The sequence below is a fragment of the Klebsiella sp. TF21-TM genome (assembly GCF_019753495.1).
Classification (GTDB): domain Bacteria; phylum Pseudomonadota; class Gammaproteobacteria; order Enterobacterales; family Enterobacteriaceae; genus Klebsiella; species Klebsiella quasipneumoniae.
Genome location: NZ_JAIJYL010000034.1, coordinates 1 through 24511, shown reverse-complemented (window position 1 = coordinate 24511; position 24511 = coordinate 1). Strand labels below are relative to the sequence as shown.

The following is a 24511-nucleotide window of genomic DNA, read 5'->3' as shown; positions in this document are numbered from 1 at the left end:
GGTCTGAGCATTATTAAGACACTCGGCTGTATGACAGCGGTGACTTTTTTCACCATCTATAACACCTGGGATCGCTTTGATTATGACTATCACTGGATCCTCGGGCTGCTGACCTTTGTCTCGACCATCGCCACGCCGCTGTTTTTTGTGGTGGCCGGCTATCTTGATGCGCAAACGCGACACGACGCCAACTGGCAAATTGGCAAAATTAAAAGCGTGGTGATCGTCTTTCTGTTTTGGGTGACGGTCTATTATGTCTGGGAGCCTTACCAGCGCGGCTATCTGATCCAGCCCTGGTTTATTTTCGCCCTGATTGTCATCTATACCTTCCATCCCCTGATTGCCTGGCTCAGCCAGCGGCGCGGTCTGTTTTTCTCCGTGGTCCTGACGCTACTGTGCTGCTCTTATGGTTACGACCTGCTCTCGGTGCTCTACCCGGAAAGACATCTTTTCAGCCTGGCGCCGCAGTATCGTCTGTGGACGTGGCTACTTTTTTATTTAACCGGGCAGTTGTTTAACGATCCGCGGGTCACGGAGTGGATACGCGACCCGCGGGTGATTAAAGCCGCCATTATCGCCCTGCCCTTTGTCTATTTATTTACCTGGTTTTATGAACGCCACTTTTTCTTCGCGCTGTTTAAAGCCGATCGCAATGCGTTCATTCTCACGGGGTCGCAGATTTATATTCTGATCGTCCTGCTGGTGATCGCCGCTAACGCCGTACAGTTTAAAAAGAACCGCGAACTGAAGGAGGCCGTGCTGGCGACGGTTAGCAAAGCGATGACCGGGGTCTATATCCTGCACTACTCCGTTTTTCACCTGCTGGTGATGCTGATCCCTATTCACTCGTTAGCCACCAAGCTGGGAGTGATTGCCCTAACGTTTGTCCTGTCGGTGCTCATTTCCCTCGCCGCGCTCTCCAGTACGCTGCTCAGGAAGGTAATAACTCTGTAACAAACGACGCCGTAACTTAGCGGAAGCTCCACTGGATGCTGATCACAAACACGCTGGGAATAATAATGCCGCTCTCAAGGGCGAAATAGTCGGTAAAGTTGTACTGGATAGCATGGTAGATATAGGGTGAAAAGCCGATCCCGGTGGCGTCCTTAAAATCTTTATAGGAGCCATGATCGCCGCAATGCTCGAAGGCGTCGAAGAAGAATTCGCCGGTATAGCCGTAAACGCCTTTGAAGGTCCACCCGCTGCCGTTGTGGTACCAGTCTCTTCTCACCCCCAGCGCCAGACAGCGATCGTCGAAACTGTTATTCATGGTGCCAATCAGCAGGCTGTATTTCGAGTCGGCAGAGAATTTCCGCTCCACCGAGAAAAAGTGGTTCTCGAAATTCTCAGTATATTGACCGTGATTATTGGTCAGATGGTAAACATAGGAACCGGTATTCACCGAATAGAGGTTAATCTCTTTCGCCTGCACGAGAGTCGCTAACCCGGCCAGGAGCATCACGCTTTTACCGCGCATTTCCCCTCCTCACACCTCTACGCCTGTCCATAGACAGACTGCCTTTGCCGTATTTACCGGTCGTGACAGGGGTAAAAGACCCGACAGGGAAATGGGGGAAAGATAACGATGCCGAACCATCGCATCGCTAGTAAAAAGCGTAGCACACGCCTTATCCGCCAACAAACCGACCGAAGCGTTAACGAAATGGCCGATGTGTTGCTCTTTACCTGATTGTGCAAAAAACAGACAAAACCTCACCTGATATCCGCTATGATCAGCGTCCGACGCGGAAGAAAGCCACCTGTCGACGACAGAGTTGCTGTGTACCTCTTCCTGCGTCGGCGCGATTTCATCCAACACGCCAGCCTGCACAATACCTTCCCATTGAGCTCACGCCTGTCGTCAGCCTCTTCCCGCTAGTTTTACAAGTGGATCCTGCACAAACCGGCTTTTATGTACAAGTTATACAGAAAATAGAATCCTTTAAAATCAACAACTAAAAACAAACATTAAAAATAAGCCGTTGCGTTGTACATATAGTTCTGAAAAAAGTTGTACATAGTGGGATCACCGTCTATAGTTTGGAGTGTTAACTGCTTGTTGCGCAACGAAGCGGGGATGTTTAACGGTGGCGCGGCAAGTCAGGCGGTGGTTCCTGGTTTTGCATTTCCTGTTCGTGACTTGGCGCGTACCAATGGTACGTAGCGACTTTTATTGTCAGTTTGCGTTATACGTGGGAGAGTTCGAGCTATGCATATTAAAAATACCATTCCAGCAGAGTTTGTCTTCAATTCGGCCCTGATGAAGAATATTGAAAATACGCTCATTAAGCAGCACAGAACGATAAATAATGAGCGGATGATTACGGAAATTCAGCATCGCCTGCAAACGGAAAGTAATGAAATACTCTCCGACCTCTATTTGCAGGCGCTGGATATGCTGTACAGCAAACCTCATCATTAATTAAACTCGCGGAGCTGGCAGCAGGCTTAAGCCTGCGGTGCCGGCACGCCTGGGTCTCTATCGGCTAACTGAGGCAAATAAAATGTCACACCATAATACCTGCTATCGTACTGAACATTACGATCTGTGGTTTGATAATCGTTTTCTTCTCTATGGGATGTCGCTGATCCTGAATAGTCTGCCGGCATCTTACTTTCGCAAAAAACATGTTTTCTTTACCAGCGACAATTATTTCGCGGTACTGCAGCACAACTATAATCGTCGGGATACGTTATTTATTCTGTTAACCGAAGGCAACGATCTTAATTTTCTTAGTGAACTGCCTATGCTGCGCTTACCGGCCAATTCAACGCCGGAAGAGTTAAAGATATTTCTGCACCAGCCAACCCGCTACTATAAAACCCACCCGGCGCCGGGCGCCTCGGTGCAGTTTACCGAGCGGGAAAAGAAAGTGATTCAACTTATCAGCAATGGCGAAGCGGTCGCCAGCATTGGCCGGTCGCTGAATCTGCATATTAAAACCATTTATCAGATCCGGCTGAATCTGATTAAAAAGCTCGGCTGTAGCGGTAGGACCGATTTTTTTAATATCAGCCGCAGCGAAACCTTTAAATCCTGGAGCCAGATCCACCTGTAACCCGGCGCGTTAGCCCCGGTCTGCTTTGCGGATCGGGGCGATTAATTATTACCGTGAAAATGGATGCTGAAGCCCTGCTCCTGCCAGTGGCTGAGCAGCTCTTCCTGGAGAGGGGTGGCGGCGCGTCCGGTCCAGACGAAGATATGCTGCCCGGGGAACAGCTCGGGCCGCGGCGACTCCAGCGGTTCGGCGAGGACGTTGACGTGCCAGCCGCGCTGGGAAAGACGCCATGCCTCCAGCCACAGACGCGTCCTGTCCTCATTGCTCCAGCCCACCAGCAGCGTCTCCCTGCCGTTCTTTTTACGCGCTTCGGCGAGAAACAGCGCCACGCAGTCAATCAGCAGACCATCCAGCATACTGCTAATCACCAGAGAGGTATTCTGATCGAGCTTCAGACGCTGACGTACCGGCACTAACAGGCTGTCGATGAGCGTGTCGACGGGGTGTTGATGGCTTAGCGCCAGTAATTTGGCACGGATTCTGGCGGGCTGCATATAACGCAGAATGGACATCATCTCTTCCTGAAGATGCGCGGATTCGTCGCGCGCCGCCGGCAGGTTACCCTCCAGCAGCGCTTTGACTTTCCCGACGGATACGCCGCGCTCGATCCAGCGCTTGATCTCTTCAATGCGCAGGATATCTTCTTCATCAAATTGCCGATGCCCGCCTTCGCTACGCTGCGGTTTCAGTAGACCGTAACGACGCTGCCAGGCGCGCAGTGTGACCGGATTGATTCCGCAACGTTCGGCGACTTCACCGATACTGTAAAACGCCATAGCAGCCTCACATCAACCTGATACTTTAATACCTAAACTAACGAATTCAGGCATCCTGTACAACTCTATTTTCTTGTACAGATAAAGATAACAGGTTGTGGCTCACAGCGCTTGGGAAAAAGATGAAAAAATAGTTGGCTGATTTCGCGGTGGATTATTTTTTTTCCGGCCAGGCGACGGCGGGTAAGCCCCCCAGGCGCGCGCTGGCGAACAAATTCCCCTGAAACTGCGAAATACCGGCTGATTCCAGCCACATCCACTCTTCAGCACGCTCAACGCCGACGGCAGAGACCGCAATCTCCAGCGAAAAACAGCATTTGATAATCGCCTGTACAATTGACTGGCGCGGTCCATCCTGGTGGATATTGCGGATCAGCTCATGGTCGATTTTAATTCTGTCGGGCTGGTATTGCGCCAGCAGCGACAGCCCGGCAAACCCGGCGCCGAAGTGATCGATGGCAAGATTGATACCCGCCCCTTTTAGCTTTCGCACCGCATCGGTAAAATCATCCATCCGCGAAATCACTTCCCGTTCGGTAAACTCGACAATAATCTGTTCAGGAATAAGATCATTACGCTGAATTTGATCGAGCAGGAAACCCACCGCGTTCGGCGCTTTAACCAGCGTCATCGGCAGTAAATTAATACTTAACGCCTTATTGCGTAAGCCTAATTTCCCGGCCAGCGACAGCGCGACGCGTTTACTGTGCAGATCGGCGAGATAAATATCGTCCCCGGAAAGCCCGGCAAAATAGGCGCCAGGCGACTGGCCGTCCGGTGTGCGTAACAGCGCTTCCCACGAAATAATTTCGCAGGCGAAAGGGTCGACGATCGGCTGGAAGGCAAAGGACCAGCTTTCCTTATTATCAATTATCGGCGTATCAGGATAGAAAGTATTCTGATCGGGGATAAATACCCAGCTGTCAGCGGAAGGAATCTCAAAATAGTTCGCTTTTTCCGTTGATTCGACAAAGGTGCGGAAAAATTGCAGTGCCCGGTCGTCATAGGTGAGCTGATATTTTGTGGTCCCGCGGTCCATCACCGTCTGCAGCACTTCCTCGCGATCATGTTCCCGTAAATCAAACAGTTCCATACCGACCTTACCGAAACGGCGGGACGGCGCATAATCGCATAGAAGCTCTACCAGGTTATAATGGCGGGGATCGCGGCAAATATGCTGATAAACATCCTGAACCTTTTCTTCAGGCCCCTCAATGAGTTGAAAAAAATGCGTCCCGTTAAAAAGTAAAATACCGGTGACGTCCGCCTGCCCATTTCTTTCGTTTGCCCTGGCAACCATGGCCTCGATCGATTTGAATGAGACATTGTCGCAAATATGGCTGCGATAAATGATGGTGGTTAGCATAGTGATTCCAGATGGGAGGGTAAGCATTCACAGTAGCAGTTATCAGGCTAATCGTCTTGTAAAACTACGTTTTGTCTTAACAAAAAAGATACACTAAAAATCCCTTTTTTGTGCAAGGCTTTTTCATTTTTCTTTTCTTGTACAACGTGCACCGTTAAATCCTACCTTTACAAGCCAGAACCGCACAAAACACATAAAAATAAATTATTAAAAATCAATAAGTTAACCATTAGCGAATCATTGTTGTTCAACTTTGTGTGTACAGGTTAACAATTATTGTATAAGTTTAATGGCAGTTAACAGATGAGTGAAATGTAAGGAGCAGATATGCAGCAGAATGGTTACATTCCAGATACAGCGAACGCAATTGCCCAGTATTTCAACAAAGCATCGTTACCTTCCCAGCAGGAAACGCTGGGTCAGATTGTGATGGATATTCTCAACGAAGGGCGTCATCTCAACCGCAAGGCGCTGTGCACTAAACTGTTGAGCCGCCTCGACCGGGCCCGTGCCCCCGAGGAAGAGAGTCACTATCAGACCTTAATTGGTCTGCTGTTTGCCGATCAGGAATAACGTCATCGATCGTCTCCTGTTGCGCCGCAGTAGCTGATGAGGGGCGATCGCTTCCATAAACCTGCTGCTGACCTGAATGCCCGTTCGCAGATTCAGGGAGAGAGTGGCATGCAGTGAGACGGTTATGAATAGCAGTGAAACTGAGGAAATCACCGATGAGATTATCGGCGAGGCGGTACTCGCGCTTCTGAACACGAATCGCCCTATTACCACCCCGACCCTGCTGGTTCGACTTCGGTTGATGCAGGCGACAGAGTCAGACCGACAGCGAAGAAAGGTTATCGCTGCCGTGATTGAAGAAATTTGCGCGAAGCTTGCCCGTCAGCGGAAGCAAGCGCCTTTGCAGGTAAAGAAAATCAATGGCCGTTGGGAAACCCGAGGATCGCCGGCGCAAAGCGCCATGGCGCCGGAAGGTAAAAAGATCCACTGAGTATCCTAACCGTGGTGAATAACACAGAGTGAGAATGTGATGAGACAGACTATGCATCAGCAACCCGATATTTACGCAGGACTGCAGGACACCGCGCTCTCCGACTATTTCCGTAACGCCGGTGATAAGCTGGTTGATGAGTCCGCCGTGATGTCGCTGGCCATTAACAGTATTCTCCAGTCAGAAGGTCACCTGAACAATAAGGCCATTATTTTATGGCTGATTCAGGCGCTGGAAAGCACCGATGACGTGGTGACCGCAGACGTGATCCGTAAAACGCTGGAGATTGTCGTCGGCTACACCATGGACGATATCTAAGGCCGTCACGCTTCAGGCCCGCCAGGGCAACCCCTTTCCGACAGAGCCTGTCCGCTCTGTTAAAAAAAACCTCGCTGACGCGAGGTTTTTTCATTTACGCCTGACGGATCAGTGGGCGTTGACTACCACCCACATAGGCCCCTGCCCGACCGCATAGCGACCTTTCTCCTGCAGCAGCCCCTGCTCGCCGCTAATTTCGTACACCGCGATATGGTGCGACTTCTGCCCGGCGGCAATCAGATACTTACCGCTGTGATCGAGATTAAAGCCGCGCGGCTGGGTTTCGGTCGGCTGATAGCCTTCCACCGCCAGCACGCTGCCATCTTCCGACACGCTGAACACCGTGATGATGCTGGCGGTACGATCGCAGGCGTACAGGTGACGACCGTCCGGAGTGATATGAATATCCGCCGCCCAGCGCACGCCGGTGAAATCAGACGGCATCATATCCAGAGTTTGTACACATTCGATATTGCCATTCGGGTCTTTCAGCTCCCAGACGTCAATTGAGCTGTTTAGCTCATTGACGCAGTAACCATACTGCTGGTTCGGATGGAACACCATGTGGCGCGGACCCGCCCCTTCGACGGTGGTGACTTCCGCTGGCTCCTGGGCGGAGAGGAAACCATCCTCGCTGAGGGTAAACAGGCAGATGCGATCCTGCTTCAGCGCCGGCACCCACAGGGTACGATTGTCCGGGGAGATATTGGCCGAGTGGCAGCCTTCCAGCCCGTCCACCACGGTGATGGTTTCGCCCGGCAGACCATCCTGCAGCGGGGTCACGCTGACGCAGCCCTGATTGTAAGAGGCACTGAAGACAAAGCGACCATGATGATCGGTAGAGATGTGGGTCGGGCTGCCCGGCAGCGCCGCTTCCCCTGCGAAGGTCAACGCCCCGTTATCCGGCGTGATGCGATAAGCTAACACGCGAAACTCCGGACGAACGCCAACGTACAGATACTCCTTATTGGGGCTGACCACCATCGGCTGGACCTGCCCCGGGGCATCAACCACCTGCACCAGCGTCAGTTTGCCGTCCGCTTCAAGACTCCAGACGTGGATTTGTTGGCTTTCCGGGCTGGCGGTATAAACGGTTTGTTTCATGACTACTCCTTCCCTCACTGCACGTGGATTTTTCATTTTCAGGATAACTGCACCCTGAAAATTATAAGACATCCGCCCATGATACTCGCATCGCCCGCCGAATTACCGACGGACGGCGGCACAAAGGGCATACAGACATTCACGGCAGATGTGGAAAAATTGGTCCTGACGCCACGGCGGTGTACCATCATGGCCAGGTCACTTTTCAACATCAACCGGAAATAACACATGACAACACGCGTGATTGCCCTGGATTTAGACGGCACCCTGCTCACCAGCAAAAAAACCATCCTGCCCGCTTCGCTGGAAGCGCTGGCCCGCGCCAGAGAGGCGGGCTACCAGGTGATCGTCGTTACCGGACGTCATCACGTCGCTATTCATCCTTTTTATCAGGCACTGGCTCTCGATACACCTGCAATTTGTTGTAATGGCACTTATTTGTATGATTATCACGCAAAAAAGGTTTTGGCGGCCGATCCTATGTCGGTGGAACACGCGGTAAGCCTCACCGCCATGCTCGCCGAACAGCAGATCCACGGCCTGGCCTATGTGGATGACGCGATGCTTTACGAACAGCCCACCGGGCATGTGATCCGCACCCGCAACTGGGCGCAGGCGTTACCGGAGGATCAGCGCCCGGTCTTCAGCCAGGTCGACTCGCTGGCGCAGGCGGTCCGCGAGGTCAAGGCGGTATGGAAATTCGCCCTCACCGACGACGACATACCCCGTCTGCAGCGCTTTGCGCAGGAGGTCGGCGAGACGCTGGGCCTCGAGTGCGAATGGTCGTGGCACGACCAGGTGGATATCGCTCGCGCCGGCAACAGCAAAGGCAAACGCCTGGCGCAGTGGGTCGCTGACCAGGGGCTGTCGATGCAGAATGTGGTGGCCTTCGGCGATAACTACAACGATCTGAGTATGCTGGAAGCGGCAGGCACCGGGGTGGCGATGGGTAATGCGGTGGACGACGTCAAAGCCCGCGCCAACGTAGTCATCGGCGACAATGAGTCCGCCAGCATCGCCGAGTTTATCTACCGTCAGCTGCTGTGATCAGGCGGCAATCGACACGCTTTTGATCTGGGCAAATACCTGCTGGCCTGGCGCTATCGCCAGGTCATCCCGCGCCCACGGGCTGATTCGAGCCCACAGCGGATGGCCGCTCACCCTGAGCTGAACCTCAATCTGCCCGTTGACCTCCAGACACTGAACCACCTCGGCGCGTAAGATATTGCGGATGCTGGTTGCGGACGGCTGGGCCAGCACCAGCGAGACGTCCGACGCCTGGATGCGGATCCGCGCGCTCTCCCCGGCGGGACGATCGAGCCGGTTAACCCACAGCATTTGATCCCCCAGCGTCAGCGCGGTCATCGCGTACTGCGGATGCTGCGCGGCGACGGTGGCGCTGAGGATCGTACTCTGCTGTTCCGCCGGCAGCCAGGGGTGCATCACGCTGCTGCTCCAGACCTCCTCCAGCGGACCGAAAGCCTTCACCTTACCGGCCTCCAGCACCAGCACGCGATCGGCCAGATGCTGGATCTCGTCCAGCGAGTGGCTGACGTAGAGCATCGGAATATGGATCTCCTGCGCCAGCCGCTGCAGATAGGGCAACAGTTCGCGTTTGCGCGGAATATCCAGCGAGGCCAGCGGCTCGTCCAGCAGCAGCAGCTCCGGCGCGGTCAGCAGGGCGCGGCCGATGGCCACGCGCTGCTTTTCGCCGCCGGATAACCGGCCCGGCAGCCGATCCAGCAAAGGCGCAATTCCCAGCAGTTCCACCAGCTTATCGAACTGGCTGACCATGGATTTCGCCATTCCGTACTGCAGATTGCCGCGCACTTTATAGTGGGGAAACAGGCGCGCATCCTGAAATACATAGCCGATCCGCCGCTGCTCCGGCGCCAGGCAGATACGCTGCGCGGTGTCGTTCAGCACCCTGCCGTTGAGGACGATCCGTCCCGCCTGCGGCCGGGTCAGGCCGCTGATAGCGTTGATCAACGACGTTTTCCCGGCGCCTGAGACGCCAAAGATGGCGGTGATCCCGCTGCTGGGCAGCGTTTCACGGATCTGCAGACAGTGGCTGCCGAGGGTCTGGGTAAAGTCCAGCTCGAGCATCATGATCCTCCCATTCGCTGGCGGCTCACGCGGGCCAGCCATTCTGAAATCAAGAGCGAGACCAGCGCCAGGCCGATAGCAATGAGGCAGAGGCGGGCCGCCGCCCCCTCCCCGCCCGGGGTCTGGATCAAGGTGTACATCGCCGAAGGCAGGGTGCGCGTTTCACCGGGAATATTGGAGACGAACGTGATGGTCGCGCCAAACTCCCCTAACGAGCGGGCGAAGGCCAGCACCGTGCCGACAATAATTCCCGGCAGAGTCAGCGGCAGCGTAATGGTGAAAAATACCCGCCAGCGGCTGGCCCCGAGGGTTCTCGCCGCCTGCTCCAGTTTGATGTCCACCCCCTCAAGCGCCAGGCGGATGGCGCGCACCATCAGCGGGAAAGACATCACCGCCGCCGCCAGCACCGCCCCGCGCCAGCTGAAGGCAAAGCTGATGCCGAACCAGTCATACAGCCAGCTGCCAATAAACCCGCGCCGCCCCATGGCCACCAGCAGCAGATACCCCACCACCACCGGCGGCAGCACCAGCGGCAGATGGAGAAGGCTGTCGAGCAGCGCCTTGCCGGGGAAGGTGCGGCGGACCAGCAGCCAGGAAAAAAAGATGCCAAAGGGCAGGCTCAGGGCCACCGCCAGGGAGGAGACTTTCAGGCTCAGCAGCACCGCCTGCCATTCGGGTTCGCTCAGAAACATCAGCGGGTGGTAAATCCGTAACGTTGAAAAATCGCCGACGCTTCCGGCCCTTTCAGGTAGTCATAGAAAGCGCTCACGGCTGCATTGCGGTGGCCATCGACAATCGCCAGCGGGTACTCGACTTTCTGATGCGACGCCTCAGGGAAAGTGCCAACCACTTTCACCCCTTTGCTGGCCACGGCATCCGATCCGTAGACGATGCCCAGCGGCGCTTCGCTACGCTCCACCAGCGCCAGCGCGCCGCGCACGTCTTCCGCCGGGGCGAGCTTCGGCGACAGGGTCTCCCAGGCGCCCAGTTTCTGCAGCGCTTCTTTGGCGTAGATACCTGCCGGAACGTGCTGCGGATCGCCCACCGCCAGACGGCCCCCTTTCAGCAGGCTGGTCCAGTCGGTTTTCTCATTAATGGTTATCGCCCCCTGCGCGCTGGCTTTCGGCGCCACCACCACCAGGCTGTTGCCAAGCAGGGTGGCGCGGGTCGCCGGATCGATGGCCTTTTTGTCTGCCGCGTAATCCATCCACTTTTGATCGGCGGAGATAAACAGGTCCGCCGGGGCGCCTGCTTCAATCTGCCGCGCCAGCGTCGACGACGAGGCAAACGACGAGACGACCTCGACGTTTTTCGCTTTCTTATACGCCTGGGCGATATCCTGCATCGCGTTAGTTAACGACGCGGCCGCGAAAACGGTCACTTTCCCTTCTGCCGCCAGCGCCTGACCCGCGACGCACAGCGTGAGCGATACCCCGACCACCCCGCGTAACCAAGAACCTGTCATCTGAATCTCCTGTCAATGCGTTATGTACTCGACAATATAACGATATGCGAAGCGTTTTTATAGTGACGCAGGACAATAAAATGAAGGGAAATGATACAGGAGGGAAATAGCACAGCGCCCGGTTAAACCGGGCGCCGGGAAATCAATGATTTTGCTGGCTGCGATCTTTGTGGCCGACGCCGGAGAAGAGGTTGAACACTTCGCCAAGACCGTAAATCAATCCCAGGATGACCGCCATCACCACCGGTACCATGATGACCGCAAAAACCAGACTTTTCAAAAGCTCTAACATGGTTCACTCCAGATAGTATGATTCCCTGATTGTAACGGTTTCAGCCGAAAAAACACGCCCCATTTGTGCGGTGGTTAATGACAAACCGCGCAGAGAGGTTTTGCAACGGGGTGACTATCGGTCACAATACGCTTTTTGTCAGGAAACGATTATGCAGGCCGAAATTCTTCTCACCCTTAAGCTTCAGCAGCGCCTGTTTGCCGACCCCCGGCGGATCGCCCTGCTCAAACAGATTGACCAGACCGGTTCGATAAGCCAGGGGGCGAAGCACGCGGGTATCAGCTATAAAAGCGCGTGGGATGCCATCAACGAGATGAACCAGCTCAGCGAACAGCCGCTGGTGGATCGCGCCACCGGCGGCAAAGGCGGCGGCGGCGCGGTGCTGACCCGCTACGGGCAGCGTCTGATCCAACTGTACGATCTGCTGGCGCAGATCCAGCAGAAAGCGTTTGATGTGCTCAGCGATGACGACGCCCTGCCGCTGGACAGCCTGCTGGCGGCCATCTCGCGCTTTTCCCTGCAGACCAGCGCCCGCAACCAGTGGTTCGGCACTATCACCGGCCGCGATCGCCAGCAGGTGCAGCAGCACGTCGAGGTGCTGCTGGCCGACGGGCAGACCCGCCTGAACGTCGCCATTACCGCCCAAAGCGCTGAAAAGCTGGGGCTCGATGAGGGCCAGGAGGTGCTGGTCCTGTTGAAAGCGCCCTGGGTTGGCATCACCCTCGACCCGGCGGTGGCCCGCCAGGCCGAGAACCAGCTGTCGGGTCGCATCAGCCATATCGAATGCGGCTCCGGGCAGTGCGAAGTGCTGATGACCCTTGCGGACGGCCAGACCCTGTGCGCCACCCTGCCGCAGGCCCAGACCTCTGGCCTGACCGAAGGGACGGAGGCGATCGCTTACTTCAACGCCGATCGCATCATTCTCGCTACGTTATGCTGACCCCATTGACATTGCGCGCCTGAAGTCGTATCCCTGATGCACATCGCTGCAAAAAATGGGATACATCATGTCATCATTGCAAATTTCGCAAGGCACGTTTCGCCTGAGCGATACAAAAACCTTAAAAATAGACCACCTGAGCGTGGCGGCGGGTGAAAGCTGGGCGTTCGTCGGCAGCAACGGCAGCGGCAAATCCGCCCTCGCGCGGGCCCTGGCCGGCGACCTGACCCTGCTCAGCGGCCAGCGCGAAAGCCTCTTCTCCCGCGTAACCCGCCTCTCCTTCGAACAGCTGCAGAAGCTGGTCAGCGACGAGTGGCAGCGCAATAACACCGACCTGCTCAGCCCCGGAGAAGAAGATACCGGACGCACTACCGCGGAGATTATTCAGGATGAGGTGAAAGATCCGGCCCGCTGCGCGCAGCTTGCCGAACAGTTTGCCATCAGCGCCCTGTTGGACCGCCGCTTTAAGTATCTGTCCACTGGCGAAACGCGTAAGACCCTGCTGTGCCAGGCCCTGATGAGCGATCCGCAACTGCTGATCCTCGACGAGCCGTTCGACGGCCTCGACGTCAACTCCCGCCAGCAGCTGGCCGCCCTGCTGGCCGACCTGCATCGCGCCGGCATCACCCTGGTGCTGGTGCTCAACCGTTTCGATGAGATCCCGGACTTTGTGCAATACGCCGGCGTGCTGGCTGACTGCCTCCTCAGCGAGACCGGCGAGAAGCACGCTCTGCTGCAGCAGGCGCTGGTCGCCCAGCTGGCGCACAGTGAAAAACTGGACGGTATCACCCTCCCGGAGCCGGATGCCCCACCGGCCCGCCATACGCTGACGGAGACGGCGCCGCGTATCGTCCTCAATGACGGGGTGGTCTCCTACAACGATCGCCCGGTCATCAACCACCTCTCCTGGACCGTGAACCCTGGCGAACACTGGCAGATCGTCGGCCCCAACGGCGCGGGTAAATCCACCCTCTTAAGCCTTATCACCGGCGATCACCCTCAAGGCTACAGCAACGATCTCACCCTCTTTGGCCGTCGGCGCGGCAGCGGTGAGACCATCTGGGATATTAAAAAGCATATCGGCTACGTCAGCAGCAGCCTGCATCTGGACTACCGGGTCAGCACCAACGTCCGCAACGTGATTCTGTCGGGCTATTTTGACTCGATCGGCATTTATCAGGCGGTGTCGGATAAACAGCATAAGCTGGTGCAGCAATGGCTGGATATTCTCGGCATCGATAAGCGCACCGCCGACGCGCCGTTTCACAGCCTGTCGTGGGGCCAGCAGCGGCTGGCGCTTATCGTCCGCGCGCTGGTGAAGCATCCCACCCTGCTGATCCTTGATGAACCGCTGCAGGGGCTGGATCCCCTCAATCGCCAGCTGGTGCGCCGCTTCGTCGATGTCCTGATTGGCGAAGGCGCCACGCAGCTGCTGTTTGTCTCGCACCATGCGGAAGATGCCCCGGACTGTATTACCCATCGCCTGGCGTTCGTTCCTAGTGGAGACGGTTACACTTATCAGCTCGGCCCCGTGGCCTGACGCCCCCTGCCGGGGATCGCAAGATCCCTGGTATTTTTCAGAAAAATAGCGCCTTACTCACCTAACCAGATGTATTTTAAACAAAATATTTTAAACGATGCCGTTTCACTCTTGAGTGTAAACGATTCCACTAACTTGTTCTGTGTCACACTTTTCACTTCTTTGATATGCTATCTTCCTCATACACGATAAGCCGAATGGAGCGAATCATGAAAGTTCTGGTTACAGGTGGTAGCGGTTACATTGGAAGTCATACCTGCGTTCAACTGCTGCTGCAGGGGCATGAGGTGGTGATCCTCGACAATCTCTGCAACAGCAAGCGCAGCGTACTGCCGGTGATTGAGCGTCTCGGCGGCAAAGAAGCCACCTTTATTGAAGGCGATATTCGTAACGAAGCGCTGATGACCGAGATCCTCCACGATCACGCCATTGAAGCGGTGATCCACTTCGCCGGGCTGAAAGCCGTCGGGGAGTCCGTCGCCAAGCCGCTGGAATATTACGACAATAACGTCACCGGCACACTGAAATTAGTCTCCGCCATGCGCGCCGCGGGCGTGAAGAACTTCATCTTTAGCTCCTCCGCCACCGTCTACGGCGACCAGCCGAAAATCCCGTATGTCGAAAGCTTCCCGACCGGCACCCCGCAAAGCCCCTACGGTAAAAGCAAACTGATGGTGGAGCAGATCCTGACCGACCTGCAAAAAGCGCAGCCGGAGTGGAGCATTGCGCTGCTGCGCTACTTCAACCCGGTCGGCGCCCACCCGTCGGGCGACATGGGCGAAGACCCGCAGGGGATCCCGAATAACCTGATGCCCTACATCGCCCAGGTCGCCGTTGGCCGTCGCGAATCGCTGGCCGTGTTTGGTAACGACTACCCGACCGAAGATGGCACCGGCGTGCGCGATTATATCCACGTGATGGACCTTGCCGACGGCCACGTCGCGGCCATGGAAAAACTGGCTGACAAAGCCGGGGTCCATATCTACAACCTTGGCGCCGGCGTCGGCAGCAGCGTGCTCGACGTGGTCAATGCTTTCAGCAAGGCCTGCGGCAAACCGATTAACTACCATTTCGCGCCGCGCCGCGATGGCGACCTCCCGGCCTACTGGGCGGATGCCGCCAAGGCCGACCGCGAGCTGAACTGGCGCGTGACGCGCAACCTGGACGAAATGGCGCAGGACACCTGGAACTGGCAGTCCCGCCATCCGCAGGGTTATCCAGACTAAGGAACCTTCATGAGCGTATTTAACCCCGTTGACCATCCGCATCGTCGTTATAACCCGTTAACCGGGCAGTGGATTCTGGTTTCTCCGCATCGCGCCAAGCGCCCCTGGCAGGGAGCGCAGGAGACACCGGCAAAACAGACCTTGCCGGCCCACGATCCGGACTGTTTCCTGTGCCCGGGCAACACCCGGGTCACCGGCGACACGAATCCGAATTACACCGGCACCTACGTGTTTACCAACGACTTTGCGGCCCTGATGACCGACACGCCGGATGCCCCGGAGAGTGACGATCCGCTGATGCGCTGCCAGAGCGCGCGCGGCACCAGTCGGGTGATCTGCTTCTCGCCAGACCACAGCAAAACGCTGCCGGAACTGAGCCTTGAAGCGCTGGAAGGCGTGGTTAAAGCGTGGCAGGAACAGACCGCGGACCTCGGGAAAAGCTACCCGTGGGTGCAGGTCTTTGAAAACAAAGGAGCAGCGATGGGCTGCTCCAACCCACACCCGCACGGTCAGGTATGGGCCAACAGCTTCCTGCCTAATGAAGCGGAACGGGAAGACCGTCTGCAGAAAGCGTATTACGCCAGCCAGGGCCAGCCGATGCTGCTGGACTACGCCCGGCGCGAACTGGCCGACGGCAGCCGCACGGTGATCGACACCGATCACTGGCTGGCGGTCGTGCCCTACTGGGCCGCGTGGCCGTTCGAAACGCTGCTGCTGCCGAAAGCGCCCGTGCAGCGTATTACCGATTTAAGCGACGCCCAGCGCAGCGATCTGGCGCTGGCGTTGAAAAAGCTGACCAGCCGTTACGACAACCTGTTCCAGTGCTCATTCCCCTACTCCATGGGCTGGCACGGCGCGCCGTTCAACGATGAAGACCATAACCACTGGCAGCTTCACGCCCACTTTTATCCGCCGCTGCTGCGCTCCGCGACGGTCCGCAAGTTTATGGTTGGCTACGAAATGCTGGCCGAAACGCAGCGCGATCTCACCGCCGAGCAAGCTGCCGAACGACTGCGCGCCGTCAGCGACGTCCATTTTCGTGAATCCGGAGTGTAATGATGAGTCTGAAAGAGAAAACCCAAACCCTGTTTGCTGAGGCCTTCGGCTACCCGGCCAGCCATGTCATTCAGGCGCCAGGCCGCGTCAACCTGATCGGCGAGCATACCGATTACAACGACGGCTTTGTGCTGCCCTGCGCCATCGACTACCAGACGGTGATCAGCTGTGCGCCGCGCGACGATCGTACCGTGCGGGTGATTGCCGCCGATTACGACAATCAGACCGACGAATTCTCTCTCGACGCGCCGATTCTCAGCCACGACACCCAGCAGTGGTCGAACTATGTCCGCGGCGTGGTGAAGCATCTGCAACAGCGGAACAGCCACTTCGGCGGCGCAGATCTGGTGATCAGCGGCAATGTGCCGCAGGGCGCAGGCTTAAGCTCCTCAGCCTCGCTGGAGGTCGCCGTCGGCACCGTGTTCCAGCAGCTCTACCATCTGCCGCTGGATGGCGCGCAAATCGCCCTCAACGGCCAGGAGGCGGAAAATCAGTTCGTCGGCTGCAACTGCGGGATCATGGATCAGCTGATTTCGGCGCTGGGCAAAAAAGACCATGCGCTGCTGATCGACTGCCGCTCGCTGGGCACCAAAGCCGTCTCGATGCCGAAAGGCGTGGCGGTGGTGATCATCAACAGCAACTTTAAGCGCACCCTCGTCGGCAGCGAGTACAACACCCGTCGTGAACAGTGCGAGACCGGCGCGCGCTTCTTCCAGCAGCCCGCTCTGCGCGATGTCACCCTTGAGCAATTCAACGCTGTCGCCCATGAGCTGGATCCGGTGGTGGCGAAGCGGGTACGTCATGTGCTGACGGAGAATGCCCGCACCGTGGAAGCCGCCAGCGCCCTTGAAAAAGGCGACCTGAAGCGGATGGGCGAGCTGATGGCCGAATCCCACGCTTCGATGCGCGATGATTTCGAGATCACCGTCCCGCAGATCGACACCCTGGTGGAGATCGTCAATGCGACAATCGGCGATAAGGGCGGCGTGCGCATGACCGGCGGCGGTTTTGGCGGCTGTGTGGTAGCGCTGGTCCCGGAAGATCTGGTCGATACCGTTCAGCAGGCCGTTGCCAACGAGTATGAAGCGAAAACCGGAATTAAAGAGACGTTTTATGTCTGCAAACCGTCACAGGGGGCTGGTCAATGGTAACGCAAACTACCGCGCTGGCGCCGGACGGCCAGCCATGGCAGCAGGTAACCCTGCGCAATAAGGCGGGGATGACCGTCACCGTGGCGGACTGGGGCGCGACGCTGCTCAGCGCCGAGGTGCCGCTGGCCGATGGCAGCGTGCGCCATCCGCTGCTGGGCTGCGCAAAGCTGGAAGACTATGCCCGCCAGGCCGCGTTTCTTGGCGCCTCGGTAGGCCGCTACGCCAACCGTATCGGCAATAGCCGCTTCCCGCTTGACGGCCAGCTCGTCACCGTCACGCCGTCAAACGACGCGGGCCACCAGCTTCACGGCGGCCCGGAAGGTTTTGATAAACGCCGCTGGCGCATCGTCCGCGCTGACGAGCAGGAAGCGCTGTTCGCCCTGACCTCGCCCGATGGCGATCAAGGCTTTCCGGGCACTCTGCAGGCCACCGCGCACTATCGTCTGACCGACGATAACCGCATCGCGATTACCTATCGCGCCACCGTGGACCAACCCTGCCCGGTGAACATGACCAATCACGTCTATTTCAACCTCGACGGTGACCAGGGCGACGTGCGCCAGCACCAGCTGCAGATCCTCGCCCATCGCTATTTGCCGGTGGAAAGCGATGGTATCCCGGGCGGCGGACTCAAAGACGTCGCCGGCACCAGCTTTGATTTCCGCCAGCCGAAAACCATCGCCGCCGACTTCCTCGCGGATGCCGATCAGCAAAAGGTGAAGGGTTATGACCATGCCTTCCTGCTGGACGCCAGAGGCGACGCCAGTCAACCTGCGGCGCAGGTCTGGTCGCAGGACGGTAAGCTGCAGATGACGGTCTATACCTCCGCTCCGGCGCTACAGTTTTATTCCGGCAACTATCTCGGCGGCACCCCGTCGCAGACGACGGAACCCTACGCCGACTGGCAGGGGCTGGCGCTGGAGAGCGAATTCCTGCCGGATTCGCCGAATCATCCGGAATGGCCGCAGCCGGACTGTGTGTTACGTCCAGGCCAGGAGTACGTCAGCCTGACGGAATATCAGTTTATTGCCCGCTAATCGCCAGCGCCCTCCGCCGGGGGGCGCTGAGTTTCGTCCCCGCCCTCTTCTCTCCTGCCTCTTTTTTCAGCATCCTGCTCTATTTTCCATCATCAAAGGACAAAAAAATAACCTGTGTTTTACAAGCACCTTACACTGAGCCACTATTTTCGCTATGGTTAGGGATAAGCATTGCCGTGAGCCAAATCACGGCAATATAATGAGAATAGTTATCAATCAATAACACATACACCAACATATTCAGCGCACCGTTCGCGGCGCGAGGGATGGCGTGTAGAGAGGAGTAAGAGAATGGCTGTAACTAAGCTGGTACTGGTTCGTCATGGCGAAAGCCAGTGGAACAACGAAAACCGCTTCACCGGTTGGTACGACGTTGATCTGTCCGAGAAAGGCGTTAGCGAAGCGAAAGCAGCAGGTAAACTGCTGAAGGCTGAAGGCTTCAGCTTTGATTTTGCTTATACCTCCGTGCTGAAACGTGCCATCCACACCCTGTGGAACGTGCTGGACGAACTGGATCAGGCCTGGCTGCCGGTTGAGAAATCCTGGAAGCTGAACGAGCGTCATTACGGCGCGCTGCAGGGCCTGAACAAAGCGGAAACTGCTGAGAAATACGGTGACGAGCAGGTTAAACAGTGGCGTCGCGGCTTCGCCGTTACTCCGCCGGAGCTGACCAAAGACGACGAGCGCTACCCGGGCCACGATCCGCGCTATGCAAAACTGACCGACGCGGAACTGCCGACCACTGAAAGCCTGGCGCTGACCATCGACCGCGTCGTGCCTTACTGGAACGAAACCATTCTGCCGCGCCTGAAAAGCGGTGAGCGCGTGATCATCGCCGCTCACGGTAACTCCCTGCGCGCGCTGGTTAAATACCTCGACAACATGGGCGAAGACGAGATCCTCGAACTGAACATCCCGACCGGCGTACCGCTGGTGTATGAGTTCGATGAAAACTTCAAGCCGATCAAACATTACTATCTGGGCAATGCGGAAGAGATCGCGGCGAAAGCGGCTGCCGTCGCCAACCAGGGTAAAGCGAAGTAATTTCCCCCGGTGAAAATAAAAAAGCGTGGAAATCTCCACGCTTTTTTTATGACCTGCGCGAGCGCAACGTAGCTTAGCCGCGGCGGGTTTTCACCGCTTCCGCCAGCTGACGCAGGATCGCTTCGGTATCCTCCCAGCCGATGCAGGCGTCGGTGACGCTCTTGCCGTAGGTCAGCGGTTCACCGCTCTCGAGGCTCTGGTTGCCTTCCACCAGATGGCTTTCAATCATCACGCCCATAATGGCGCGCTCGCCGCCGGCAATCTGCTGGCATACGTCGGCGCCTACTTCCATCTGCTTCTTGAACTGCTTGCTGGAGTTGGCGTGGCTGAAGTCGATCATCACCTGGGCCGGCAGGCCCGCTTTCGCCAGACCGATTTTCACCTCCGCCACGTGCTTCGCGCTGTAGTTCGGCTCTTTGCCGCCGCGCAGAATAATATGGCAGTCGCCGTTGCCGCTGGTATTGACGATAGCGGAGTGGCCCCACTTGGTGACCGACAGGAAACAGTGCGGCGCGCCGGCGGCGTTAATCGCGTCGATAGCCACCTTGATGGTGCCATCGGTACCGTTTTTAAAGCCCACCGGGCAGGAGAGCCCCGAGGCGAGCTCGCGGTGCACCTGGGATTCGGTGGTGCGCGCCCCGATGGCGCCCCAGCTCATCAGATCGGCGACATACTGCGGGGTGATCATATCGAGGAATTCCCCCGCCGCCGGCAGGCCGCTGTCGTTAATGTCCAGCAGAAGCTTGCGCGCAATGCGCAACCCGTCGTTGATGCGGAAGCTGTTATCCATATGGGGATCGTTGATAAGCCCTTTCCAGCCGACGGTGGTGCGCGGTTTCTCAAAATAGACGCGCATGACGATCTCGAGCTCGCCCTTCAGCGCCTCGCGCAGGGTCAGCAGACGGGAAGCGTACTCTTTCGCCGCCGCCGGGTCGTGAATAGAACAGGGCCCAATCACCACCAGCAGGCGGTCATCATCACCTTTGAGGATCTGGTGGATCGCTTTGCGAGCATGTGCAACGGTGTTTGCAGCATTTTCGGTAGCAGGGAATTTTTCCAGGAGCGCAACGGGAGGTAATAATTCGTTGATCTCTTTAATGCGTAAATCGTCGTTCTGATAATTCATCTTCTTTCCAGCGTTGCCATACTTATTCAATGAAATGCAATCCCTCCAATCTATCTCTTCGCTGAAATAGTGTAAACGTGATTTTACAGTAGTGATGGAATAATCCTGGAAATAGGCAAAAATACGCCATAAAGTAGCGAAACCAGACTCATGAACTACAATATTTAACTGTTAAAGCTAATTAAGTCTTACGTTTCAGGATTATATAGTGACACTGCGATCGTCTGCGGAGTCTTTAACCATAGCGAGTCAGATCCCTGGCACACTTACCGCTGGAGGCGTAGTTACCGCTTCCCGACCCAACAGGAGTATCCGATGAACATGAAAAAACTGACGACCCTTTTGCTCACCGCCACCTTAGGTCTTGCCAGCGGCGCGGCCCTGGCGGCAGACGCCGGCGCCCAGTCCAACAATGGCCAGGCCAACTCTTCCGCTGATGCCGGTCAGGTGGCGCCGGACGCCCGTGAAAACGTGGCGCCGAATAACGTCGATAATAGCCAAATCAATTCTGGCTCTGGCACTGGCGGCACCATGCTTCATCCTGACGGCTCGACGATGAGCCAGGACAATATGTCGAGCGATGAGGTCCATAAAAACTCAATGTGTAAAGACGGCCGCTGTCCGGACACCGGTAAGAAGCTGGACAACGGCGACAGCATGAACCATGACAACAGCAAAACCGACGGCACCACCCAATAATTGATGCGGTGAGTGCAAACAGAGAAAAGGCGAGCCGGGCTCGCCTTTTCTCTGTTTGTTATCGTTCTCTGTTTATGATGTCATAGCGTGATAATGATAACTATCAAGGGACGACACTATGGCGCACTCGCATTCGCACTCCCCTGCCCAGGCTCCGGATAACGGCAACGCCCGCCGGCTGCTCTGGGCGTTCATCGTCACCGCCGGTTTTATGCTGGTAGAAGCCATCGGCGGCGCGATCTCCGGCTCGTTGGCCCTGCTGGCGGATGCCGGCCATATGCTCACCGACGCCGCCGCCCTGCTGTTTGCGCTGCTGGCGGTTCGCTTCGCCAGCCGTCCCCCGAATGCCCGCCATACCTTTGGCTGGCTGCGTTTGACCACCCTGGCGGCGTTTCTCAATGCCATTGCTCTGGTGGTGATCACCATGCTGATTGTCTGGGAGGCCATTCAGCGCTTCCAGCACCCGCAGCCGGTTGCCGGCGTGACGATGATGGTGATTGCGGTCGCTGGCCTGCTGGCCAACGTGCTGGCTTTCTGGATCCTGCATCGTGGCAGCGAAGAGCGGAACCTCAACGTGCGCGCCGCGGCGCTACACGTGCTCGGCGATCTGCTGGGCTCGGTTGGCGCGATTGTGGCCGCCGTGGTGATCCTCACCACCGGCTGGACGCCTGTCGACCCGATCCTTTCCGTGCTGGTTTCCTGCCTGGTGTTACGTAGCGCCTGGCGTCTGCTGAAGGAGAGTCTGAATGAGCTGCTGGAAGGCGCGCCGCGTTCGCTGGATGTGGCGGCCCTGCAGCGGGATATCCGCCGTTCTATCCCGGAGGTGCGCGATGTTCACCACGTCCACGTCTGGCTGGTGGGGGAAAAACCGGTGATGACGCTGCATGTGCAGGTTGTACCGCCGCACGATCATGATGCGTTACTCAACCGCATCCTGCATTTCCTGGAACATAAATATGAAATTGAGCATGCCACGGTGCAGATGGAGTACCAGCCCTGCAGCGGCCCGGAGTGCCATCTCAACACGATGCACGCCGGGCACGATCATCACCACCACCATTAGCCAGAAAACGCGTGAGAACCTCGCTCACGCGCGCTGTTTATCCACATCCGGCTGCCGTTCAGCGCAATGAACGTCAGCAAGAGATATTCCAGCGACATCGCATAGACGCCCTGACGGGCAAAAATCACCACGCTGATGACGTTGACGATGACCCACAGCAGCCAGTTCTCAACGTATTTGCGGGTCATTAAGATCATCGCCACTACCGACAACACCGTCATACAGGAGTCCCAGAACGGGAAGGCGTCCGGCTGCAGTTCCGGCATAGTGACCTGCAAACCGAGCACTTGCATCAGGCTGACCGCGATCCGCGTCAGGAAAGCAAAAAACGGATTGATAAACAGGGTCAGCAAGCCGATCGCCACCACGCAGGCCGCCAGCCAGCCCAGGGCTTTACTGCGCGGTAGCCAGCGGATCTGCAGCTCAGCCTCATGGTTGCTGCTTTGCCGCGACCAGGCATACCAGCCGTAAACGTTAGCGGCAAAGAAGAACAGCTGCAGCAACAGGCTGGCGTACAGTTGGATCTGAAAGAAGATGATGGCGAACAGCGTGACGTTGACCAGACCGAAGGCATAGTTACTGATCTTCTCCAGGCTCGCCAGCCAGATACACAGCAGCCCGGCGATGGTCCCCACGGCCTCTATCCAGGAGAGATCGTACCCCCCGGCGCCGATGGGTATATGTACTAAAATATTCTGCGTGCTAAAAAAATCCATTTTATCCTCTCAGCGCCAGATGACGCGGCAATAGGTTATCCCCGTAGTGTAGCCGCAAAATCCAGCATCCGGTTAAGGGGAATTAATGCGCCGGTCCGCAGCGCTTCGTCGACGTGGATTTCATGTTCAGCGCCGCCCTGCTCGAGCCCCTCGGCAATGGCTTTCAGGCCGTTCATCGCCATCCACGGACAATGCGCGCAGCTGCGGCAGGTCGCCCCTTCACCGGCGGTGGGCGCTTCCAGCAGCGTTTTCTCTGGCACCGCCTGCTGCATTTTATAAAAGATACCGCGATCGGTCGCCACGATCAGCTGGCGCTGGGGCAGGCTTTTCGCCGCCGCGATCAGCTGGCTGGTGGAGCCTACGGCATCGGCCATCTCGACGATCGCCTGCGGCGACTCGGGATGGACCAGCACAGCGGCTTCGGGATGCAGAGCCTTCATCCGCATCAACGCCTGGGTTTTAAACTCGTCGTGCACGATGCACGCCCCCTGCCAGCAGAGCACATCTGCGCCGGTCTGACGCTGAACGTAACGGCCAAGATGGCGGTCCGGCGCCCAGAGGATTTTTTGACCAAGGCTATCCAGGTGGTCAATGAGTTCCACGGCGATGCTGGAGGTCACCACCCAGTCGGCGCGAGCCTTCACCGCGGCAGACGTATTGGCATAGACCACCACGGTGCGGTCAGGATGAGCGTCGCAAAAGGCGTTGAACTCCTCAATCGGACAGCCCAGATCCAGGGAACACTCGGCGTTCAGGGTCGGCATCAGAATGGTCTTTTCCGGGCTGAGGATTTTGGCGGTTTCCCCCATAAAACGCACCCCGGCGACCAGCAGCGTAGAGGCCGAATGGCGGGCGCCAAAGCGCGCCATCTCCAGCGAGTCGGCAATACAGCCGCCGGTCTCTTCCGCCAACTGCTGAATTTCAGGATCGGTGTAGTAATGCGCCACCATCACGGCATCGCGCTCGCGCAGCAGACGCTTGATTTTTTCGCGGTAAAACTGCTTTTCATCGACGGTCAGCGGCTGCGGTTTCGGTGGGAAGGGATAAATCGCCGTTTCAGGATCAAACATTACGCTCATCATGCAATCTCGTTTTACTGGCTTAACTCTAAGACCGTCAGTATGGCCTGCCCGCGCCATGATACGGTCATGGTGTTTTATATGCTAAACAAGATAGCCGATTACGCGCCAAAAGTCGTGATGAATTTTGTACATCAGCGCCTGTTCCAGGGGACGATGCTGCGTCGCTGTCCGGGCTACCGGTTCGCGCCCTGTGCAGGCGTGGTAAGCGCAGCGCGAGCGTGGGAAAGCGCTGAATACAATATTGTGGCAATTGATGGGCGGGCAGATAGCAAAAAGGCGCCTTTAGGGCGCCTTTTTACATTGGTGGGTCGTGCAGGATGACTCGGCTTCGCCTCGCCCTTC

27 protein-coding genes and 1 pseudogene are annotated in these 24511 nt (G+C 57.0%); 17 read left to right on the top strand and 11 right to left on the bottom strand.

Translation table 11 applies throughout. The features are described from left to right. The first annotated feature begins 30 nt into the window (after positions 1-30). Positions 31-954 carry an acyltransferase gene (locus K5R89_RS23505; RefSeq protein WP_072199205.1) on the top strand — a complete coding sequence of 308 codons (924 nt, stop codon included), beginning with the start codon at positions 31-33 and terminating at the stop codon, positions 952-954. A gap of 16 nt (positions 955-970) precedes the next feature. Here K5R89_RS23505 and K5R89_RS23500 read toward each other — a convergent pair whose 3' ends face one another. Beyond that, a complete protein-coding gene (locus K5R89_RS23500; protein ID WP_087826907.1) occupies positions 971-1477 on the bottom strand; it encodes a hypothetical protein in 507 nt (168 codons plus the stop codon). A gap of 732 nt (positions 1478-2209) precedes the next feature. Between K5R89_RS23500 and K5R89_RS23495 the strand changes: the two genes are divergently transcribed. Further along, the gene (locus tag K5R89_RS23495; protein ID WP_023288897.1) at positions 2210-2422 is read left to right on the top strand and encodes a biofilm development regulator YmgB/AriR family protein; all 213 of its coding nucleotides are present in this window, start codon (positions 2210-2212) and stop codon (positions 2420-2422) included. 82 nt (positions 2423-2504) lie between these two features. Beyond that, positions 2505-3059: a helix-turn-helix transcriptional regulator gene (locus tag K5R89_RS23490; protein ID WP_017899620.1), complete on the top strand. Its 555-nt coding sequence runs from the start codon at positions 2505-2507 to the stop codon at positions 3057-3059. 41 nt (positions 3060-3100) lie between these two features. Here K5R89_RS23490 and K5R89_RS23485 read toward each other — a convergent pair whose 3' ends face one another. Both K5R89_RS23485 and K5R89_RS23480 read right to left on the bottom strand, forming a co-directional pair. Continuing rightward, entirely contained in the window at positions 3101-3835 is a 735-nt protein-coding gene (locus tag K5R89_RS23485) for a MerR family transcriptional regulator (protein ID WP_087826908.1), read from the bottom strand. Between the two features lie 154 nt (positions 3836-3989). Continuing rightward, positions 3990-5201: a diguanylate phosphodiesterase gene (locus tag K5R89_RS23480; RefSeq protein ID WP_049013650.1), complete on the bottom strand. Its 1212-nt coding sequence runs from the start codon at positions 5199-5201 to the stop codon at positions 3990-3992. A 327-nt stretch (positions 5202-5528) separates the two neighbouring features. Here K5R89_RS23480 and ycgZ point away from each other — a divergent pair, with 327 nt between their 5' ends. The 3 genes from ycgZ (at position 5529) to K5R89_RS23465 (ending at position 6522) form a co-directional block, all read left to right on the top strand. After that, complete coding sequence (gene ycgZ, locus K5R89_RS23475) at positions 5529-5774, top strand: regulatory protein YcgZ (protein WP_023288894.1); 246 nt, start codon at positions 5529-5531, stop codon at positions 5772-5774. Positions 5775-5898: 124 nt separating this feature from the next. Then, a complete protein-coding gene (locus tag K5R89_RS23470; protein ID WP_087826909.1) occupies positions 5899-6204 on the top strand; it encodes a hypothetical protein in 306 nt (101 codons plus the stop codon). A 51-nt stretch (positions 6205-6255) separates the two neighbouring features. Beyond that, positions 6256-6522, top strand: a complete 267-nt coding sequence (locus K5R89_RS23465; protein WP_004886050.1) for a biofilm development regulator YmgB/AriR family protein — start codon at positions 6256-6258, stop codon at positions 6520-6522. Between the two features lie 108 nt (positions 6523-6630). Here the strand turns inward: K5R89_RS23465 and pgl are convergent, their stop codons facing one another. Continuing rightward, complete coding sequence (gene pgl / locus K5R89_RS23460) at positions 6631-7626, bottom strand: 6-phosphogluconolactonase (RefSeq protein ID WP_060592265.1); 996 nt, start codon at positions 7624-7626, stop codon at positions 6631-6633. 228 nt (positions 7627-7854) lie between these two features. Here pgl and K5R89_RS23455 point away from each other — a divergent pair, with 228 nt between their 5' ends. Further along, positions 7855-8673 (top strand): pyridoxal phosphatase, encoded by an 819-nt coding sequence (locus K5R89_RS23455; RefSeq protein ID WP_044521692.1) that lies wholly within the window; start codon positions 7855-7857, stop codon positions 8671-8673. Here K5R89_RS23455 and modC read toward each other — a convergent pair whose 3' ends face one another. The 4 genes from modC to K5R89_RS23435 all read right to left on the bottom strand — a co-directional run bounded on the left by modC (position 8674) and on the right by K5R89_RS23435 (position 11489). Next, a complete protein-coding gene (modC, locus tag K5R89_RS23450; RefSeq protein WP_044521712.1) occupies positions 8674-9732 on the bottom strand; it encodes a molybdenum ABC transporter ATP-binding protein ModC in 1059 nt (352 codons plus the stop codon). Continuing rightward, positions 9732-10424, bottom strand: a complete 693-nt coding sequence (modB, locus tag K5R89_RS23445; RefSeq protein WP_023288889.1) for a molybdate ABC transporter permease subunit — start codon at positions 10422-10424, stop codon at positions 9732-9734. The genes modC and modB overlap by 1 nt, the downstream gene beginning before the upstream one ends. Further along, on the bottom strand, positions 10424-11197 hold the full coding sequence (gene modA, locus K5R89_RS23440; RefSeq protein WP_044521689.1) for a molybdate ABC transporter substrate-binding protein: 774 nt from the start codon (positions 11195-11197) through the stop codon (positions 10424-10426). Before modA ends, modB begins: the two co-directional genes overlap by 1 nt. Before the next feature lie 142 nt (positions 11198-11339). Further along, on the bottom strand, positions 11340-11489 hold the full coding sequence (locus K5R89_RS23435) for an AcrZ family multidrug efflux pump-associated protein (RefSeq protein WP_002895156.1): 150 nt from the start codon (positions 11487-11489) through the stop codon (positions 11340-11342). A gap of 151 nt (positions 11490-11640) precedes the next feature. Here K5R89_RS23435 and modE point away from each other — a divergent pair, with 151 nt between their 5' ends. From modE to gpmA, 7 genes are all read left to right on the top strand, one after another. Continuing rightward, the gene (gene modE / locus K5R89_RS23430) at positions 11641-12429 is read left to right on the top strand and encodes a molybdenum-dependent transcriptional regulator (protein ID WP_004886029.1); all 789 of its coding nucleotides are present in this window, start codon (positions 11641-11643) and stop codon (positions 12427-12429) included. Positions 12430-12496: 67 nt separating this feature from the next. Then, positions 12497-13969, top strand: coding sequence for a molybdate ABC transporter ATP-binding protein ModF (gene modF, locus K5R89_RS23425; protein ID WP_023288887.1), 1473 nt, complete (start codon positions 12497-12499; stop codon positions 13967-13969). Between the two features lie 209 nt (positions 13970-14178). Then, positions 14179-15195: a UDP-glucose 4-epimerase GalE gene (gene galE / locus K5R89_RS23420; protein ID WP_023288886.1), complete on the top strand. Its 1017-nt coding sequence runs from the start codon at positions 14179-14181 to the stop codon at positions 15193-15195. A gap of 9 nt (positions 15196-15204) precedes the next feature. Continuing rightward, positions 15205-16251 (top strand): galactose-1-phosphate uridylyltransferase, encoded by a 1047-nt coding sequence (gene galT / locus K5R89_RS23415; RefSeq protein ID WP_023288885.1) that lies wholly within the window; start codon positions 15205-15207, stop codon positions 16249-16251. Positions 16252-16253: 2 nt separating this feature from the next. Then, positions 16254-17402 carry a galactokinase gene (gene galK, locus K5R89_RS23410; RefSeq protein WP_049013647.1) on the top strand — a complete coding sequence of 383 codons (1149 nt, stop codon included), beginning with the start codon at positions 16254-16256 and terminating at the stop codon, positions 17400-17402. Next, a complete protein-coding gene (gene galM, locus K5R89_RS23405) occupies positions 17396-18439 on the top strand; it encodes a galactose-1-epimerase (protein ID WP_049013646.1) in 1044 nt (347 codons plus the stop codon). Before galK ends, galM begins: the two co-directional genes overlap by 7 nt. 291 nt (positions 18440-18730) lie before the next feature. Beyond that, complete coding sequence (gene gpmA, locus K5R89_RS23400; RefSeq protein WP_002895089.1) at positions 18731-19483, top strand: 2,3-diphosphoglycerate-dependent phosphoglycerate mutase; 753 nt, start codon at positions 18731-18733, stop codon at positions 19481-19483. Positions 19484-19556: 73 nt separating this feature from the next. On the opposite strand, the gene aroG is transcribed toward gpmA, so the two are convergent. After that, complete coding sequence (gene aroG, locus K5R89_RS23395; RefSeq protein ID WP_023288882.1) at positions 19557-20609, bottom strand: 3-deoxy-7-phosphoheptulonate synthase AroG; 1053 nt, start codon at positions 20607-20609, stop codon at positions 19557-19559. A gap of 315 nt (positions 20610-20924) precedes the next feature. Here aroG and K5R89_RS23390 point away from each other — a divergent pair, with 315 nt between their 5' ends. After that, positions 20925-21308, top strand: coding sequence for a YbgS-like family protein (locus K5R89_RS23390; RefSeq protein WP_048297075.1), 384 nt, complete (start codon positions 20925-20927; stop codon positions 21306-21308). 118 nt (positions 21309-21426) lie between these two features. Continuing rightward, a complete protein-coding gene (gene zitB, locus K5R89_RS23385) occupies positions 21427-22371 on the top strand; it encodes a CDF family zinc transporter ZitB (protein ID WP_087826912.1) in 945 nt (314 codons plus the stop codon). On the opposite strand, the gene pnuC is transcribed toward zitB, so the two are convergent. Next, entirely contained in the window at positions 22368-23087 is a 720-nt protein-coding gene (pnuC, locus tag K5R89_RS23380) for a nicotinamide riboside transporter PnuC (RefSeq protein WP_060589637.1), read from the bottom strand. The two genes, zitB and pnuC, sit on opposite strands and share 4 nt — an antisense overlap. A gap of 35 nt (positions 23088-23122) precedes the next feature. Continuing rightward, a complete protein-coding gene (nadA, locus tag K5R89_RS23375) occupies positions 23123-24166 on the bottom strand; it encodes a quinolinate synthase NadA (RefSeq protein WP_023288879.1) in 1044 nt (347 codons plus the stop codon). 69 nt (positions 24167-24235) lie between these two features. Between nadA and K5R89_RS23370 the strand changes: the two are divergent. Next, a pseudogene (locus K5R89_RS23370) lies at positions 24236-24382 on the top strand (hypothetical protein); the annotation flags it as partial. Positions 24383-24511: the final 129 nt, after the last annotated feature.